This is a genomic window from Pseudomonas sp. GM48 (genome assembly GCF_000282335.1).
In the GTDB taxonomy this organism is placed as follows: Bacteria; Pseudomonadota; Gammaproteobacteria; order Pseudomonadales; family Pseudomonadaceae; genus Aquipseudomonas.
In genome coordinates this window covers 66043-80140 of sequence record NZ_AKJM01000049.1, presented here as the reverse complement: position 1 = coordinate 80140, position 14098 = coordinate 66043, and the positions used below count along the sequence as shown (strand labels likewise).

Sequence of the window (14098 nt, the reverse complement as noted above, 5' to 3'; positions counted from 1 at the left end):
TGGTATTGTTCTGAGCCCCGACGACGCCTATCGTGGGAACCGGATGCGTCGATTCTTGGACCCGCACCCCTGCTGAGTCCAACTAATAAAACCCCGCCTTAGGCATAAGAAATCTTTATCCCATGAACCTGAAGTTTCTCGAGACCTTTGTCTGGGTCGCCCGACTCAAGAGTTTTCGCCTGACTGCAGACAAGCTCTTCACCACCCAGGCCTCGATTTCCAGCCGTATTGCAGTGCTTGAAGGCGAGCTCGGAGTGAAGCTGTTTCTGCGTGATTCGCGCGGCGTGAGCCTGACACCCGAAGGCTTGAAAGTGCTCGATTACGCCGAGCAGATGATGGACACCATGCAGGCGCTCAAGCAGTCGATCGAGACTCGTTCGAGCAAGGCCGGACGGGTGCGCATCGGCGTGATGGACACGGTGATCCATACCTGGCTCAGCCCGTTGGTGGCGCAGATGACCGATCACTACCCGCTGGTGGAAATCGAGCTGGTGGCCGATACCTCGCTCAACCTCTGCGATCAGCTGCAAAAAGGCTTTCTCGATGTGATCCTGCAAACCGACCTGCTGCGTCAGGAAAGCGTGCGCAGCCTGGAACTGGCCAGCCACCCGATTGGCTGGATCGTCGCCAGCAACTCGATCTACAACCGCAATTACACGAACGTCGCCGAACTGGCGCGTGAACGTATCATTACCTACTCGAAAAACTCCCATCCTCATCAGGACGTGCTCAGCCTGATGCAGGCCAACGGCGTGCTCGCGCCACGGCTCAATTGCGTGAACTCGGTGTCGGCGATCACCCGATTGCTGCGTGACGGCTTCGGTATTGGTGCGTTACCGCCGGTGCTTGTCAGTGAAGAACTGGCCCGCGGCGAATTGACCTTGCTGGCACTCGACCAACGCCCGCCCAACCTGCAAGTAGTGGTGTCTTGGCGGGTCGGCGCAGAGTGGGTCGAAGAGATCGTGACGCTGTGTCAGCAGGTGGTGGAGCACTATGCGCAGAAGGTGGGCGAGCACTACATGGTCTTGAGCAAACCCCAGGCCAGACTCTGAAAAAGGGCTTTCTACATCACAAGTAGCAATCGCTATCATTTGCATTATTGTTTTGAAAATGTATTCTCTGCGCGCATTCAGCTAAACCATTGTCCAGAAGGAGTCGGACTTGATGCGCGCTTACACGCAAAAACAGCAGCAATTGCTCTCGCACTGGAGCGAAGCCCTCGGCACTCAGGCCTTCCAGTCCCACCGCATCACCCTCGACCATTTGAGCAATGCCCTGGAGCCCGCCGCCCAGCGCTGCTTCCAACGCCTGATCCAGGCGCTGTTTCGCGAAGGTCTGATCAACCCCGACGCCTGCGAATACGACGACAACAGCCGTTGCTGGCTGCCGCTTGGCAACGGCGCGCACCTTTGCTTCGATCACCTGTCGGGCGGAAGAATGAACAGCTGGGATGTGCGCGGCAGCATCGTCCTGCACACCCCCGACAACCTGCCCCACAAAATCCAGTTGCCCAGCGAACTGCTCGCTCACCTCGGCACTCAGCTCAACCCGCCCGCCTCCCCACAAGTACTGGAACGCCTGGCCTGCGAGCTGGACGATAGCTACAGCAACGACACCCTGTGCCTGGCGTTCCACCATGGATGGACCGAGCGCCTGAGAGAGCAGATCGACACCAGGCACGACAACAATCTGCTCGCCTGGCTCAAAGCCAGCCCCGACCACCAGAACCCGACGTCACTGCTCGAACAGTGGGGCACGCTCGGCCATCCATGGCATCCGAACTACAAGACCAAACTAGGCTTGAGCGCCGCGCAGGTCATCGCTTTCTCGCCGGAATTCGAAGCGAGTTTTCCGATTGTGCTGTGCGCCCTGCACCGTCAGTACACACACGTCGAGTCACTGGCCGGCACCGCCGATTACTGGGACTGGTGGCAGGGCCACTTCCCGCAGGCCGCCGAACAATTGCAGCGCCATTTGCAGCAACGGGGCCTGGAAGTAACGGACTACTTCCCGCTGCCGTCGCACCCATGGCAAGCCAATGAAGAACTGCCCAATTTGTTCGCTGGCGAGATCGCCGACAACCTGCTGATCATCACCGACATCGTTGCCTTCACTGGCCACCCGACCATGTCCTTCCGCACAGTCCTGCCAGAGGCCAGCCGCGTTGCGCCGATGGTCAAACTGCCAGTGGCCCTGCGACTGACCAGCGTGCAGCGCACCGTGTCGCCGCGCTCGGCCCGGATGGGACCGCGCATCAGCCAACTGATACTGCAGATTCTCGATCATGAACCGCAGATTCAGCGCCTGCTGAACATCGTGCCGGAGCGCATCGGCGTGCACTACGCACCACAACCGGCCAACGACGAACGGTCCCGGCATGCCGCTGTGCTGTACCGCGACAACCCGCTGACCCTGTTGCAGGAAGGCGAACTGGCCGTGCCGGTCGGCAGCCTGTTCGCCGTCAACGAATTCGAACAACCGTTGCTGCGTGACTGGGTGCAACTGGCTCAGGGCCGTGACGACAGCGAGGCCATGCTGGCGTTCTTCGATGATTACCTGTCGATTGCCGTCCCGAGCCTGCTGGGCATCTACCTGATGTATGGCGTGGCGTTCGAAGCGCACCAGCAAAACAGCTTCATGGTGATGGGTTCTGACGGGCAGTTGAATCGGCTGTTGCTGCGTGACTTCGGCGACATTCGCATTGATCGCAAAACCCTGCACGCCAGGGGGCTGGATATCCAGTTGCACGATCCGAAAATGACCCTGTACGACGACGCCGGATTTGTCCGCGACAAGCTCCTGCACACCACGTTCATGTGCCACCTCGGTGAGTTGACGTTGCTCTGTGCCCGTCACTGGAATGTGTCGGAAAATATCCTTTGGGAGCGTCTGGCTACGCACGTTGAACAGTGCTTCGAGAGCGTGCGCGAGCACGTCGAACCGGCACGCTGGGAAAGCGAGCGCCAGGCCCTGCTGGAACAGGATTGGCCGGCCAAATCGTTCATGCGCATGCGCTTGCACGACAGCCACGCCGACATCGTCGGACGCCTGAGTAATCCGCTGCGAACCAACGCCGATGCTCGCTGAAGGTCGTGCGTTGCGACTGCTGATCGTCATCCAGTTTGTCTCCATGGGTGCCATGGAAATGAGCGGCCCGTTCTGGCCCATGCAGATCCAGCATCTGCTTGGGCCAGAGGGCGCCGGCTACACCGCGCTGCTGTCGGCGCTGGTCTATGCCGGCCCGATGCTGGCGGCCATGCTACTGACGCCCGCATGGGGGCGGTTGGGTGATCGCACCGGGCACAAGCCGATGATCGTTCGGGCGTTGCTGGCACTTGCGCTGTGCCAGGGGCTGGCGGCCATTACCCTTGACCCGTGGCTGCTGGTGGGCATTCGCGTGATGCAAGGCGCATTGGCCGGGTTTCTCGCCGCCGCGCAAGCCTATGCCCTGGCCTGCTGCGACAGCTCCCGGCGCGGTCACACCCTGGCCCGTCTGCAATCGGCGACCGCCGTCGGCTCGTTGATCGGTCCGGTACTGGGCGGCTGGCTGATGGACATCTCGGGGTTTGCCCTGCTTTGTTATGGCGCAACGGCGGTTTGCCTGCTGTGTGCACTGGGGAGTTTTTTCCTGCCGGCCGACAAGGCGCGAGCCTCGACGAAGAAACCGCTGGCGCCGGTGGCCCTGCCTAAAGGCTGGCTCGGTGGAATTCTGTTGGTGATCGTGTTGATTCAAGCCGCGAAGATGATGCCGCAACCCTTCTACGCGCTGTACGTCGCCGACATTCTGCACGCGCCGGGCTGGCTGATCGGCGCTACTTACGCCGCGAGCGCCGCGACCCTGGCCATTTCCGCACCGTTGTGGGGACGTCTGTTCGACCGCTGGCAGCCGGCTTACACCTTGCGCGTCATCGAAGGCGTTGCCTGGCTCTGCGCCCTGACGCTAGCGGCCACGGCACTGGCTAACGAATGGCTGGGTTTTCTCGTCAGCCGGCTGGTCTGGGGCATCTGGCAAGGCGCGTTGCTCCCTGTCGCCTATGCACTGATCGCCAACACCGTTTCGTCAAGCCAGCAGGGTTTTGCCCTCGGCCTGGGCAACAGTGCGGCCAAGGCTGGCGCCCTGCTCGGTGCTGTCCTCGGCGGGATCGGCATGGGGCTGGTCGGGCTGGCCCACAGTTTCTGGCTGGTGGCGTTGACCTACGCACTGGCCGCCATCGGGATCCGCTGGGTGCGCTCATTCACCTCCACACCTGCCCCCGCAGTTTTATCTACCCACACTTATCACGACTAAAAAAAAGACCCTCTCATGACCCGAACCAAACTTTCTTTGCTGATTCCGCTGCTCGGCTCCGTCAGCGCCCAGACCTGGGCCGAGGACACCGAACAGCAACCCGGCACGTTGACCATGCAAGCCACCGTCGTTTCCGCAACTCGCAGCGAAGCGACCATTGCCTCGATTCCAGGCTCGGTCCAGGTGATCGACGAACAACAGATTCGCCAACAGAGTGGCGCCGGGCGTCGGGTCTCCGACATTCTGGGGCAACTGGTTCCCGGCCTGGCGCCGTCCAGCGGCGGGATGAGTAACTTCGGCCAGACCCTGCGCGGGCGCAACATGCTGGTGTTGATCGACGGCGTGTCGCAGAACGCCACGCGTGACAACTTCCGCCAGCTCAACAGCATCGCACCGGCCAGCATCGAACGCATCGAGGTGGTTTCCGGTGCCAGCAGCATTTATGGTGCCGGTGCTTCGGGCGGCATCATCAACATCATCACCAAGCGCAACCAGGGTCAGGACCTTGCCTACAGCAGCAAACTGGGCCTGACCAGCGGCAACAACCTCAACAGTAAAGGTTTTGCCTACGAGGCTTTTCAGAGTGCGACCGGGCGCAAGGATGCCCTGGACTGGTACGTGTCCGCCGACCTGACCCAGCGCAACGATCAGTACGACGGTAACGGCAATCGCATCCCTCAGGACACCTCCCAGGGCAGCAACATGGACACCGAAACCTATGACCTGCAAGGTCGTTTCGGTTACGAACTGGATGCCGATAAAAAACTCAGCCTGTCGCTGCAGGACTACAAGGACCAGCAGGACACTGGCTACACAAAAGACCCGAAAAACCTGCAACAGGCCGTGGCGGTCAAAGGACTGAAACTCGACGACCAGCCCTACACCCATAACCAGGCAGCCAACCTCAACTACACCGACAACGACTTCTACGGCCAGGGTCTGCAACTGGAAAGCTACTGGCGCCGGGCCGACGCGCTGTTCTTCCCGGACCTGTCGCGGGGCAAGGCCGGGATCGCCGACAACAACAGCGTGCAGGATGTTTACGGCCTGCGTGCGGCCATCGACACGCCGTTGCCGGCCATCGGCAGCGCCACCGGCAACCTGGTCTGGGGCGCCGACTATGATCACGAACGCTCCCGTCAGCGCGGTGACCAATACACCCTCAATGGGCTGACCTACACCAAGACCGGCACCACTTACGAGATGGGCCCGGACATCGAAACCACCACCAAGGCGCTGTTCGGGCAGATGTCCTGGGACATCGGTGACTGGACCTTGCGTGGTGGTGTGCGCCGCGAATGGATCGAAAGCGAGGTCTCCGACAGCATCGCTTACGGTCAGATCGTCCAGACCGGCGTACGCGCCATCCTGCCCGGTGACACCCTCAAATACGACGCCACGCTCTATAACCTGGGCGCGGTCTATCACCTGAGTGAAAACCAGGACGTCTTCGCCAATTTCAGCCAGGGGTTTTCGCTGCCGGACATCCAGCGCTTCCTGCGTGACGTGAACAGCACCTTCGATATCCAGAGCCTCAACGCCCAGGCCATCAAGGTCGACAGCTACGAGCTGGGCTGGCGCGGTAACTGGGACCGGTGGCAGGCCGACGTCACCGTGTATGAAAACACCTCGGACGTGACCCAGTTCTATGATGCCAATGACCGTGTCTTGCGTCTGATCAACCAGAAGGAGCGGGTTCGCGGCATCGAAAACAGCCTGACCTACCTCGCGACCGATCACTGGTCGGTGGGTGGCACCTATGCCTGGGCCAAAGGCGAGACCGAGCAGAACGGAAAATGGATCGATTTGCCGGCAACACGGATTTCACCGGCCAAAACCACGCTGTTCGTCGGCTACACCGAAGACGACTACAACCTGCGCCTGCAAGGCATGCACCTGTCCAGCTACGACGCTGCCGCCAAGGACAACAACGGGCGCGACATCGAAGGCTATACGCTGGTGGACCTGCTCGGCTCCGTGTACTTGCCGGTCGGCCGTCTGGAAGGCGGAATATACAACCTGACCAACCGCACGTACGTCAATCTGTTCGCCCAGGCCAACGCCAGAGCGCCATTCCCCAATGCCGAAGGCCGTACCTTGAGCATGAGCTATTCGGTTGATTGGTAATTAAGCAAGGAGCCGGCTTGCCGGCTCCTTGACGTTCGACGGTGTTACAAACCGCGTAAATCCCGCTCTTCGATCGGCCGGCTCTGGCGCAGGCGTTTACCGCCCAGCACCACCCAGTCGATCAAGCGATACAGGCATTCAAGGCCAAACGACAGCAACATTGCGCCACTCATGCCCCAGATCATCGCTTCGGGCGTCAACAGGATCTGGTAGCTGTAGCCATTCCAGGTTTCCTTGCGAATGTCCGGATCGGCAGCCAGCACCACTTGCAGGAAGCGGATGTACCACGGCCCCTGCATCGCCTGGAATTGCTTGTCCAGCGCCAATTGACGGTTCAGCAGGTTGCTCAGGCTGTCGGCGTCGCTGCGGAAGATCGGATCTTCGCTGGCGCGGTAATGGGCCACCAGGGCCTGCATGTCACCCTTGAAGAACTGATTGGCGGTGTTCTGAAAGCCGCTCAACCCGGCTTGCGCCTCGATCAGATGGGCTTCGACACGCTTGGCGTAATCATTGATGAACCCCGGCACCTGGACACCGATCAACAGGCCCGCCGCAAACAACACCAGCCGTAGATAACTGAGCAACATGGAAAGCAGATCCTTATTCGGTCTTGCCCTGGCTGACGCATTCGCCGCGTCGCCACAGGCTCCATTGGCCCGGTTCGTAGCGGGTCCAGGTTTCGTTTTCGGTCAGGGGTTCGGTGGCGATGACGGTGACCACATCGTTGGGTGTGGTTTCGGCCTGAAAATCGACGATCACGTCGACATCTTTCAGGCGCGCCGGGCCAAACGGTGCGCGACGGGTGATTTGCGCCAGTTTGGTCGAGCAATAGCAGAACAGCCAGTCGCCATCGCTGAGCAGGCAGTTGAATACACCTTTGCTGCGGTACTCGGCACAAGCGGCCACCAGATCCGGTAGCAACGCTTCGATCTCGACCGGCTCGGGGAACGCCGCACGCACACGGTTGAGCAAATCGCAAAACGCCGCTTCGCTGTCGGTATCCCCCACGGGGCGATAGAAACTGGCCGCTGGCTGAAAATCCGCCAACTGGCCGTTATGGGCGAAACACCAGTTGCGCCCCCACAGCTCACGGACGAACGGGTGGGTATTGGACAGGCAGACCTTGCCGACATTGGCCTGGCGGATGTGCCCGATCACCACTTCGCTCTTGATCGGATAGCGCTGCACCAGGTTCGCGACTTCCGACTCGCAGCTCGCCGCCGGGTCCTGGAACAGCCGCAGCCCACGGCCTTCATAAAAGGCAATGCCCCAGCCATCGCGATGCGGGCCGGTACGACCGCCGCGCTGCATCAGCCCGGTGAAGCTGAACACGATATCGGTCGGGACATTGGCGCTCATGCCCAATAACTCACACATGTTCGGACTCTCGCTCAATCGCAGGGGCAAGGTTACAGACGGGGTTCGACTCGCATCCGTTGAGGACTGCTCGGCACGGGAGGACGACCGTATCGATCATCGCCGGCACCGCCGAACGGTTGATCATCCTCGGGCTCGTCGGCGCGGACGGCGGCTTTGGTGGCAGCCTCACGCTCCTTGCGGGCGTTGGCGGCGCGCTCGATGGGGAAACGGATCGCCACCAGCACCAGATAGAGGCCGAATGCGATCATGCCGTACATGAACAGATCGGAAATGGCCCGCCAGGCGTTGTTGCCGACCTTGAACAGCAGGTCGAGCGCGGTAATGGCGACGGCCGGTGCGACTTTATCCTTGACCGGGTCGATGATGGTCGGGCTGAACAACAGCACCGCCATCGCCAGCCGCAGTGGCTCACGCAGCCAACGCCACATCCAGCGGGTCAAGCGCATCCACACCAACAGGCAGCCCAAAGCGGCGAAGGCGTAGAGGCCCCAAGCGATCAGATAGTCGTTCTCGGTCATGGTGTCCATGGCAAGGCAGGCAAAGAGGCGCTTATGATAACGGCTTTTCGCCCATCAGGCTGCATCAATGCCTGACTGTTGAGCGCTATCCATGTGGGAGCGGGCTTGTGTGGCGAGGGGGCTTGCCCCCGTTCGGCTGCGAAGCAGTCGTAATACAGACACCGCGTGGTTGACTAAACACCGCAGTGACTCGTTTTAGGGCCTCTTTGCGACCCAACGGGGGCAAGCCCCCTCGCCACACAAGCCCGCTCCCACAGGTTGCCAGGCCCCTATTTCGTACATTGTTCGAGAACCCTTCATGCCCCTATCCGCCAACACTTGCGACGCTCCGATTGCCCACAAGGCTGAAGGTTCCGACCCGTATGCCTGGCTGCAAGAACGCGACACCGATGCAGTGCTCGATTACCTCAAGGCTGAAAACCGCTATCAGCAAGCGCAAACCGCCGACCAGGCCGGATTGCGCGAAACCCTGTTCGAGGAGATCAAGGGGCGGATACTCGAGACCGATTTGTCCCTGCCCTCGCCATGGGGACCGTATCTGTATTACACCCGCACCCTGGCGGGTGACGAATACGCCCGGCACTACCGCTGCCCGCGTCCGGCCGATGACAGCCTGACCCTCGACGAAAGCCGCGAACAACTGCTGCTGGACCCGAACGAACTGGCCAACGGCGGTTTCTTTTCGCTCGGCGCGTTCAGCATCAGCCCGGATCACCAGCGCCTGGCCTACAGCATCGACTCCAGTGGCGACGAGATTTACAGGCTGTTCGTGAAGGAACTGTCCGACGGCCGCGTCAGCGAACTGGAATTCCAGGACTGTGACGGCAGCATGACCTGGGCCAACGACAGCCTGACGCTGTTCTTTGGCGAACTGGACGATACCCATCGCCCGCACAAGCTGTACCGCTATCGCCTGGACGGCACGGCGGCCGAAGAAGTGTTCCATGAGCCGGACGGCCGTTTCTTCATGCATTGCTACCGCTCAAGTTCCGAACAGCAATTGCTGCTGTCCGTGGGCAGCAAGACCACCAGCGAAGTCTGGGTCCTCGATGCCTCCCAGCCCCAGCAGGCGTTCACCTGCCTGGCGCCACGGGTTGAAGATCATGAGTACGACGTCGATCACGGCGTACTCGACGGTCAACGGACCTGGTTCATTCGCAGCAACCGTGACGGGATCAATTTCGCCTTGTATACCGCCGTCGATACCGGTGCCGCGCCGTCCGAGGCCGACTGGCAGAACCTGATCCCCCACAGCGACACAGTGATGATCGACGGCATCAGCCTGAACACCGGGGCCATGACCCTCAGCCTGCGGGTCGGCGGCTTGCCGGTCATTGAAGTTCACCCGCAAGGCCTGGCGCCCTATCGCGTACAACTGCCGGATGCAGCCTACAGCCTGCACGTGCAAAACAGCCTGGAATTCGAAAGCGACCGGATTCGCCTGCGCTACGAAGCGTTGAACCGTCCTGCGCAAATCCGTCAGCTTGAACTGGCGACCGGTGAGCAGAAAGTGCTCAAGCAAACCCCGGTGCTCGGTCCGTTCGACGCCGATGCCTACGTCAGCCAGCGCCTGTGGGCGACCGCACCGGACGGTACGCAAGTGCCGATCAGCCTGGTGATCAAACGCGGTGACCTCGGCAAACCCGTGCCGTTGTATCTCTACGGCTATGGCGCCTATGGCGAAAGCCTCGACCCGTGGTTTTCCCATGCGCGCCTGAGCTTGCTGGATCGCGGCATGGCGTTTGCCATTGCCCACGTGCGTGGCGGCGGCGAACTGGGGGAAGCCTGGTATCGCGCCGGCAAGCAAGAGCACAAGCACAACACCTTCAGCGACTTCATCGCCTGCGCCGAACACTTGATTGCCCAGGGTTTTACCAGCCCTTCGCAACTGGCGATCAGCGGCGGCAGCGCCGGTGGTTTGCTGATCGGCGCGGTGCTCAATCAACGGCCGGAACTGTTTGGTGCCGCCATCGCCGAAGTGCCGTTCGTCGACGTACTCAACACCATGCTCGACCCTGACCTGCCGTTGACCGTGACGGAATACGACGAGTGGGGCAACCCTGAGGAGCCGGATGTCTATGATCGGATCAAGGCCTACGCCCCGTACGAAAACGTCACCGCACAAGCGTATCCGGCGACCCTGGTGATCGCCGGCTACAACGACAGCCGCGTGCAGTATTGGGAAGCGGCCAAGTGGGTGGCGAAATTGCGCGCAACCAAGACCGACAGCAATCCCCTGCTGCTCAAGACTGAACTGGGAGCCGGGCATGGCGGGATGAGCGGTCGATATCAGGGATTGCGTGACGTAGCTCTCGAATATGCATTTTTGTTCAAGGTTTTGGGTATTGCCTGAGGAACCTGGTGCGGTGTGCCGGTCTTAACTCCACACACCGACAGCCGAAACAACCCGTATCCCTTGTGGGAGCGAGCTTTTGTGGCGAGGGGGCTTGCCCCCGTTCGATTGCGCAGCAATCGCAAACCTGTCACTGCGATCGAGATCAGGATTGCGGCAAATGGTTTCAGGGGCGCTTCGCACCCCAACGGGGGCAAGCCCCCTCGCCACAGGCCCGCTCCCACAGGGGATTTGCGGTGAATTCAAGTCAGTAACCATCACAAAAAAGACCGTGACGACATGTCCGAATCAACCTTTCTGAACAACGAAATTCGCGACTGGCTAATGGATTGCGGCCTGTTCAATCAACTGCTGCCGGTGGACTTCGCTGCGGCTTCGGGCTACTTCAGTATCAGCACCATTGCCCAGGGCGAGGAGATCTTCCAGGAGGGCGATGCTGGCAGTTTCATGTGCATCATTCATACCGGTCAGGTGGCCGTGCAGAAAACCACCGCTGACGGACAACGAGTCACCATCGCCACCTTGCGCAGCGGCCGCTCGTTCGGCGAAATGGCCGTGCTCGATGGTGAACGGCGCTCGGCCAGTTGCGTGGCCGCAAGCAACTGCCAGTTGCTCAACCTGGGCAAGGACTCGCTGGAAAAGATGCTCAACGATGCGCCGAAAATCGCCGCCAAGATCATTCGCGCCCTCGCCGTTTCCCTCTCCAAACGCCTGCGCATGGCCGACGGCCAACTGCTTTCGCAGCAGGTCTAGCCGCCCGGCGACTTGGGTTTCGGCGGATTGAACTCCAGCCCCGGCACGGGCTGGTCCTTGGTCGGCGGGCTCGGCATTTCAATCGGCACCAACGGCGGACCGCTACTGCCGGGGCCGACTTTAGGCAAAGGCGCCGGGCTGATTTGCGGGTACGGCGTGGGCGTCGCGGTGCCGGGCGAACCGGGCATCGGCGCGGGGCTGACAGGAATCGATTGCAACTGCTGGCCCTGCACTGCAGTTATCGAGAGCGCGGCCAGGGCAATGACCGTTAGAATGGTGCGCTTCATCAATGGCTCCGTTGGCCTTGTCGTCATAAACAGGCTACTCCCAACTGCGTCTGTTTGCCCTCCCGTGTTCTGCCAATTTTCTTCAAGTGAGCCCCATGAAACGTTTCGTTCTGCTGGACACCACCCCCATACCTGAAAACGGCGGTGCCCTGTGCCTGTTCGAATACGGCGAGGATTTCGTCATCAAGATCCAGGGTGGTGACGGCGGGCAATTGATGAACACGCGCATGCACGGCTCCGAAGATGCCCTGGCCGAAATTCCGTGTCGCAAAGTCGCCGGTCGGCCGAATTCGCGGGTGCTCATCGGCGGCCTGGGCATGGGTTTCACCCTCGCTTCGGCGCTCAAGCACCTGGGCAAGACCGCCGAAGTGGTGGTCGCCGAACTGGTCCCCGGTGTCGTCGAGTGGAACCGTGGACCGCTGGGCGAGAAGGCTGGCAATCCACTGCTCGATCCGCGGACCGTGATTCGCATGGAAGACGTGGCCAAGGTCCTGCAAGCCGAACCTCAGGGTTTCGATGCCATCATGCTCGATGTCGACAACGGCCCCGAAGGCCTGACCCAGAAAGCCAACAGCTGGCTGTATTCCGCCGCCGGACTGAACGCCTGCGCCAAAGCCATGCGCCCCAAAGGCATACTGGCGGTCTGGTCGGCCAGCGCTGACCGGCAGTTTTCCGACAAACTGAAGAAAGCCGGGTTCAAGGCCGAGGAAGTGCAGGTCTTCGCCCATGGCAACAAGGGCACCCGCCACACCATCTGGATTGCCGAGAAGCTCAAGGGCTGAGCTAAACTTCGCTTAATACCGTCATTAGTCTTTCTACAAAGGTGAACCCATGAGTTCGTCCACCCCGACCAACACTTCGAAGCTGGATCGCATCCTCGCCGACAACCAGCGCGACAAGGAAATGGGCTACCGCGACAAGGCCCTGAAGATGTATCCGCACGTCTGTGGCCGCTGCGCCCGTGAGTTCTCCGGCAAGCGCCTGAGCGAACTGACCGTGCACCACCGCGACCACAACCACGACAACAACCCGCAGGACGGCTCGAACTGGGAGCTGTTGTGCCTGTACTGCCACGATAACGAACACTCGCGTTATACCGACCAGCAGTATTTCGACGAAGGTTCGCTGAGCACGCCAAAAATCGCCAAGGCCACGCACAACCCGTTTGCGGCGTTGGCGGGGTTGATGAAAAAAGAAGACTGAAGATCTTCAGCGCCTGAACCGGCCCCTTCGCGAGCAAGCCCGCTCCCACATTGGTTTTGTGTACGACGCAGATCAAATGTGGGAGCGGGCTTGCTCGCGAAGGCATTGGCTCAGACACCACAAGTCTTGAATCTGCCCGCCCTCCCCCAATCCCCGTATAATCGCGCTTTTTTCCCGAAAGGCACCCCGCTCGTGGCAGACAAACGGTACAGCTGCATTGGTTTGTATAACCCCAAATCACCGGAGAACGTCGGTTCGGTGATGCGCGCCGCTGGCTGTTATGGCGTGGCGTCTGTGTTCTACACCGGCAAGCGCTACGAGCGCGCCGCCGATTTCGTCACCGATACCAAGCGCGTGCACTACGACATCCCGCTGATCGGCATCGACGACCTGAAGAAAATCCTGCCCCTCAATTGTGTACCTGTCGCCGTTGAACTGGTCGAAGGCGCCCGCCCGTTGCCGGAATACACCCACCCGGATCGCGCGCTCTACATTTTCGGCCCGGAAGACGGATCGCTGGATAAAGAGATTCGCGACTGGTGCGAAGACGTGGTCTACATTCCGACCACCGGGTGCATGAACCTGGCCGCCACGGTCAACGTCGTGCTCTACGACCGTATGTCCAAGGGGCTCAATACCCGCTCCGGGCCAAAATTCCGCTGAATCGCCGCACATCCGATTGAACAAGCTGCCCGCCCAGGCAGTCAGCTTAACTATCGATCACTGAAGCCTGGAGTCAGACCATGAGCGAACTCAAACCCGTCGAGCGTATCGAATCCACCCCGTTCCAGAGCCCCTCCGAGCAAAACGTGCAGGGCTGGGAACGCATCGGTTCCCTGGCCGGCGGCGTGGTGATGGTGGGCAAGGGCCTGCGTCGTGGCGGGGTCTTTGGCCTGATCCAGGTGGCCATCGGTGGCGTGGCCATGGCGCGTGGCATTACCGGCCACAGCTCGGCGAAAAGCCTGCTGGAGAAAAGCCGTCAGGACATGAACAACGTGCGGGCGAAAATCCAGCGGGCGGGGGAAGAACTGAAAACGCTGAAGGCCAATGCCGAGGCGGCGACCAAAACTGCCACCGTGACCGGCAATGATTCGTTGAAGTCGCCGAAAGCCGGGGTTTGATCCAAAGGTTTCGGTGAGGCTACTGGCCTCTTCGCGAGCAAGCCCGCTCCCACATTGGTTTTGTGTAC

At 60.7% G+C, this 14098-nt stretch carries 14 protein-coding genes; 10 read left to right on the top strand and 4 right to left on the bottom strand.

What is annotated here, in order from left to right; translation table 11 throughout:
- Positions 1-122 precede the first annotated feature (122 nt).
- The 4 genes from PMI28_RS19765 to PMI28_RS19780 all read left to right on the top strand — a co-directional run bounded on the left by PMI28_RS19765 (position 123) and on the right by PMI28_RS19780 (position 6415).
- Positions 123-1052 (top strand): LysR family transcriptional regulator, encoded by a 930-nt coding sequence (locus PMI28_RS19765; protein ID WP_007984819.1) that lies wholly within the window; start codon positions 123-125, stop codon positions 1050-1052.
- Positions 1053-1164: 112 nt separating this feature from the next.
- Positions 1165-3087 (top strand): IucA/IucC family protein, encoded by a 1923-nt coding sequence (locus tag PMI28_RS19770; protein ID WP_007984817.1) that lies wholly within the window; start codon positions 1165-1167, stop codon positions 3085-3087.
- A complete protein-coding gene (locus PMI28_RS19775; protein ID WP_007984815.1) occupies positions 3077-4288 on the top strand; it encodes an MFS transporter in 1212 nt (403 codons plus the stop codon). The genes PMI28_RS19770 and PMI28_RS19775 overlap by 11 nt, the downstream gene beginning before the upstream one ends.
- A 15-nt stretch (positions 4289-4303) precedes the next feature.
- A complete protein-coding gene (locus PMI28_RS19780; RefSeq protein WP_007984813.1) occupies positions 4304-6415 on the top strand; it encodes a TonB-dependent receptor in 2112 nt (703 codons plus the stop codon).
- A 44-nt stretch (positions 6416-6459) separates the two neighbouring features.
- On the opposite strand, the gene PMI28_RS19785 is transcribed toward PMI28_RS19780, so the two are convergent.
- From PMI28_RS19785 to PMI28_RS19795, 3 genes are read right to left on the bottom strand one after another with little or no spacing between them, the layout of a single operon-like run.
- The gene (locus tag PMI28_RS19785) at positions 6460-7002 is read right to left on the bottom strand and encodes a DUF2937 family protein (protein WP_007984811.1); all 543 of its coding nucleotides are present in this window, start codon (positions 7000-7002) and stop codon (positions 6460-6462) included.
- A gap of 13 nt (positions 7003-7015) precedes the next feature.
- A complete protein-coding gene (locus tag PMI28_RS19790) occupies positions 7016-7792 on the bottom strand; it encodes a class II glutamine amidotransferase (protein ID WP_007984810.1) in 777 nt (258 codons plus the stop codon).
- A gap of 32 nt (positions 7793-7824) precedes the next feature.
- The gene (locus tag PMI28_RS19795; protein ID WP_007984808.1) at positions 7825-8322 is read right to left on the bottom strand and encodes a hypothetical protein; all 498 of its coding nucleotides are present in this window, start codon (positions 8320-8322) and stop codon (positions 7825-7827) included.
- A gap of 289 nt (positions 8323-8611) precedes the next feature.
- Here PMI28_RS19795 and PMI28_RS19800 point away from each other — a divergent pair, with 289 nt between their 5' ends.
- Both PMI28_RS19800 and PMI28_RS19805 read left to right on the top strand, forming a co-directional pair.
- Positions 8612-10666, top strand: a complete 2055-nt coding sequence (locus PMI28_RS19800) for a S9 family peptidase (RefSeq protein ID WP_007984807.1) — start codon at positions 8612-8614, stop codon at positions 10664-10666.
- Between the two features lie 279 nt (positions 10667-10945).
- The gene (locus tag PMI28_RS19805) at positions 10946-11419 is read left to right on the top strand and encodes a cyclic nucleotide-binding domain-containing protein (RefSeq protein WP_007984805.1); all 474 of its coding nucleotides are present in this window, start codon (positions 10946-10948) and stop codon (positions 11417-11419) included.
- Here the strand turns inward: PMI28_RS19805 and PMI28_RS19810 are convergent.
- The gene (locus PMI28_RS19810; RefSeq protein ID WP_007984803.1) at positions 11416-11706 is read right to left on the bottom strand and encodes a hypothetical protein; all 291 of its coding nucleotides are present in this window, start codon (positions 11704-11706) and stop codon (positions 11416-11418) included. The two genes, PMI28_RS19805 and PMI28_RS19810, sit on opposite strands and share 4 nt — an antisense overlap.
- Positions 11707-11801: 95 nt before the next feature.
- On the opposite strand from PMI28_RS19810, the gene PMI28_RS19815 reads away from it, so the two are divergent.
- The 4 genes from PMI28_RS19815 to PMI28_RS19830 all read left to right on the top strand — a co-directional run bounded on the left by PMI28_RS19815 (position 11802) and on the right by PMI28_RS19830 (position 14030).
- Positions 11802-12488: a spermidine synthase gene (locus PMI28_RS19815; protein ID WP_007984802.1), complete on the top strand. Its 687-nt coding sequence runs from the start codon at positions 11802-11804 to the stop codon at positions 12486-12488.
- A 49-nt stretch (positions 12489-12537) separates the two neighbouring features.
- Positions 12538-12909 (top strand): YajD family HNH nuclease, encoded by a 372-nt coding sequence (locus PMI28_RS19820; RefSeq protein ID WP_007898702.1) that lies wholly within the window; start codon positions 12538-12540, stop codon positions 12907-12909.
- 192 nt (positions 12910-13101) lie between these two features.
- Positions 13102-13572, top strand: coding sequence for an RNA methyltransferase (locus PMI28_RS19825; RefSeq protein WP_007993783.1), 471 nt, complete (start codon positions 13102-13104; stop codon positions 13570-13572).
- 80 nt (positions 13573-13652) lie between these two features.
- Positions 13653-14030 carry a YgaP family membrane protein gene (locus PMI28_RS19830; RefSeq protein ID WP_007984798.1) on the top strand — a complete coding sequence of 126 codons (378 nt, stop codon included), beginning with the start codon at positions 13653-13655 and terminating at the stop codon, positions 14028-14030.
- The last annotated feature ends 68 nt before the right edge of the window (positions 14031-14098 follow it).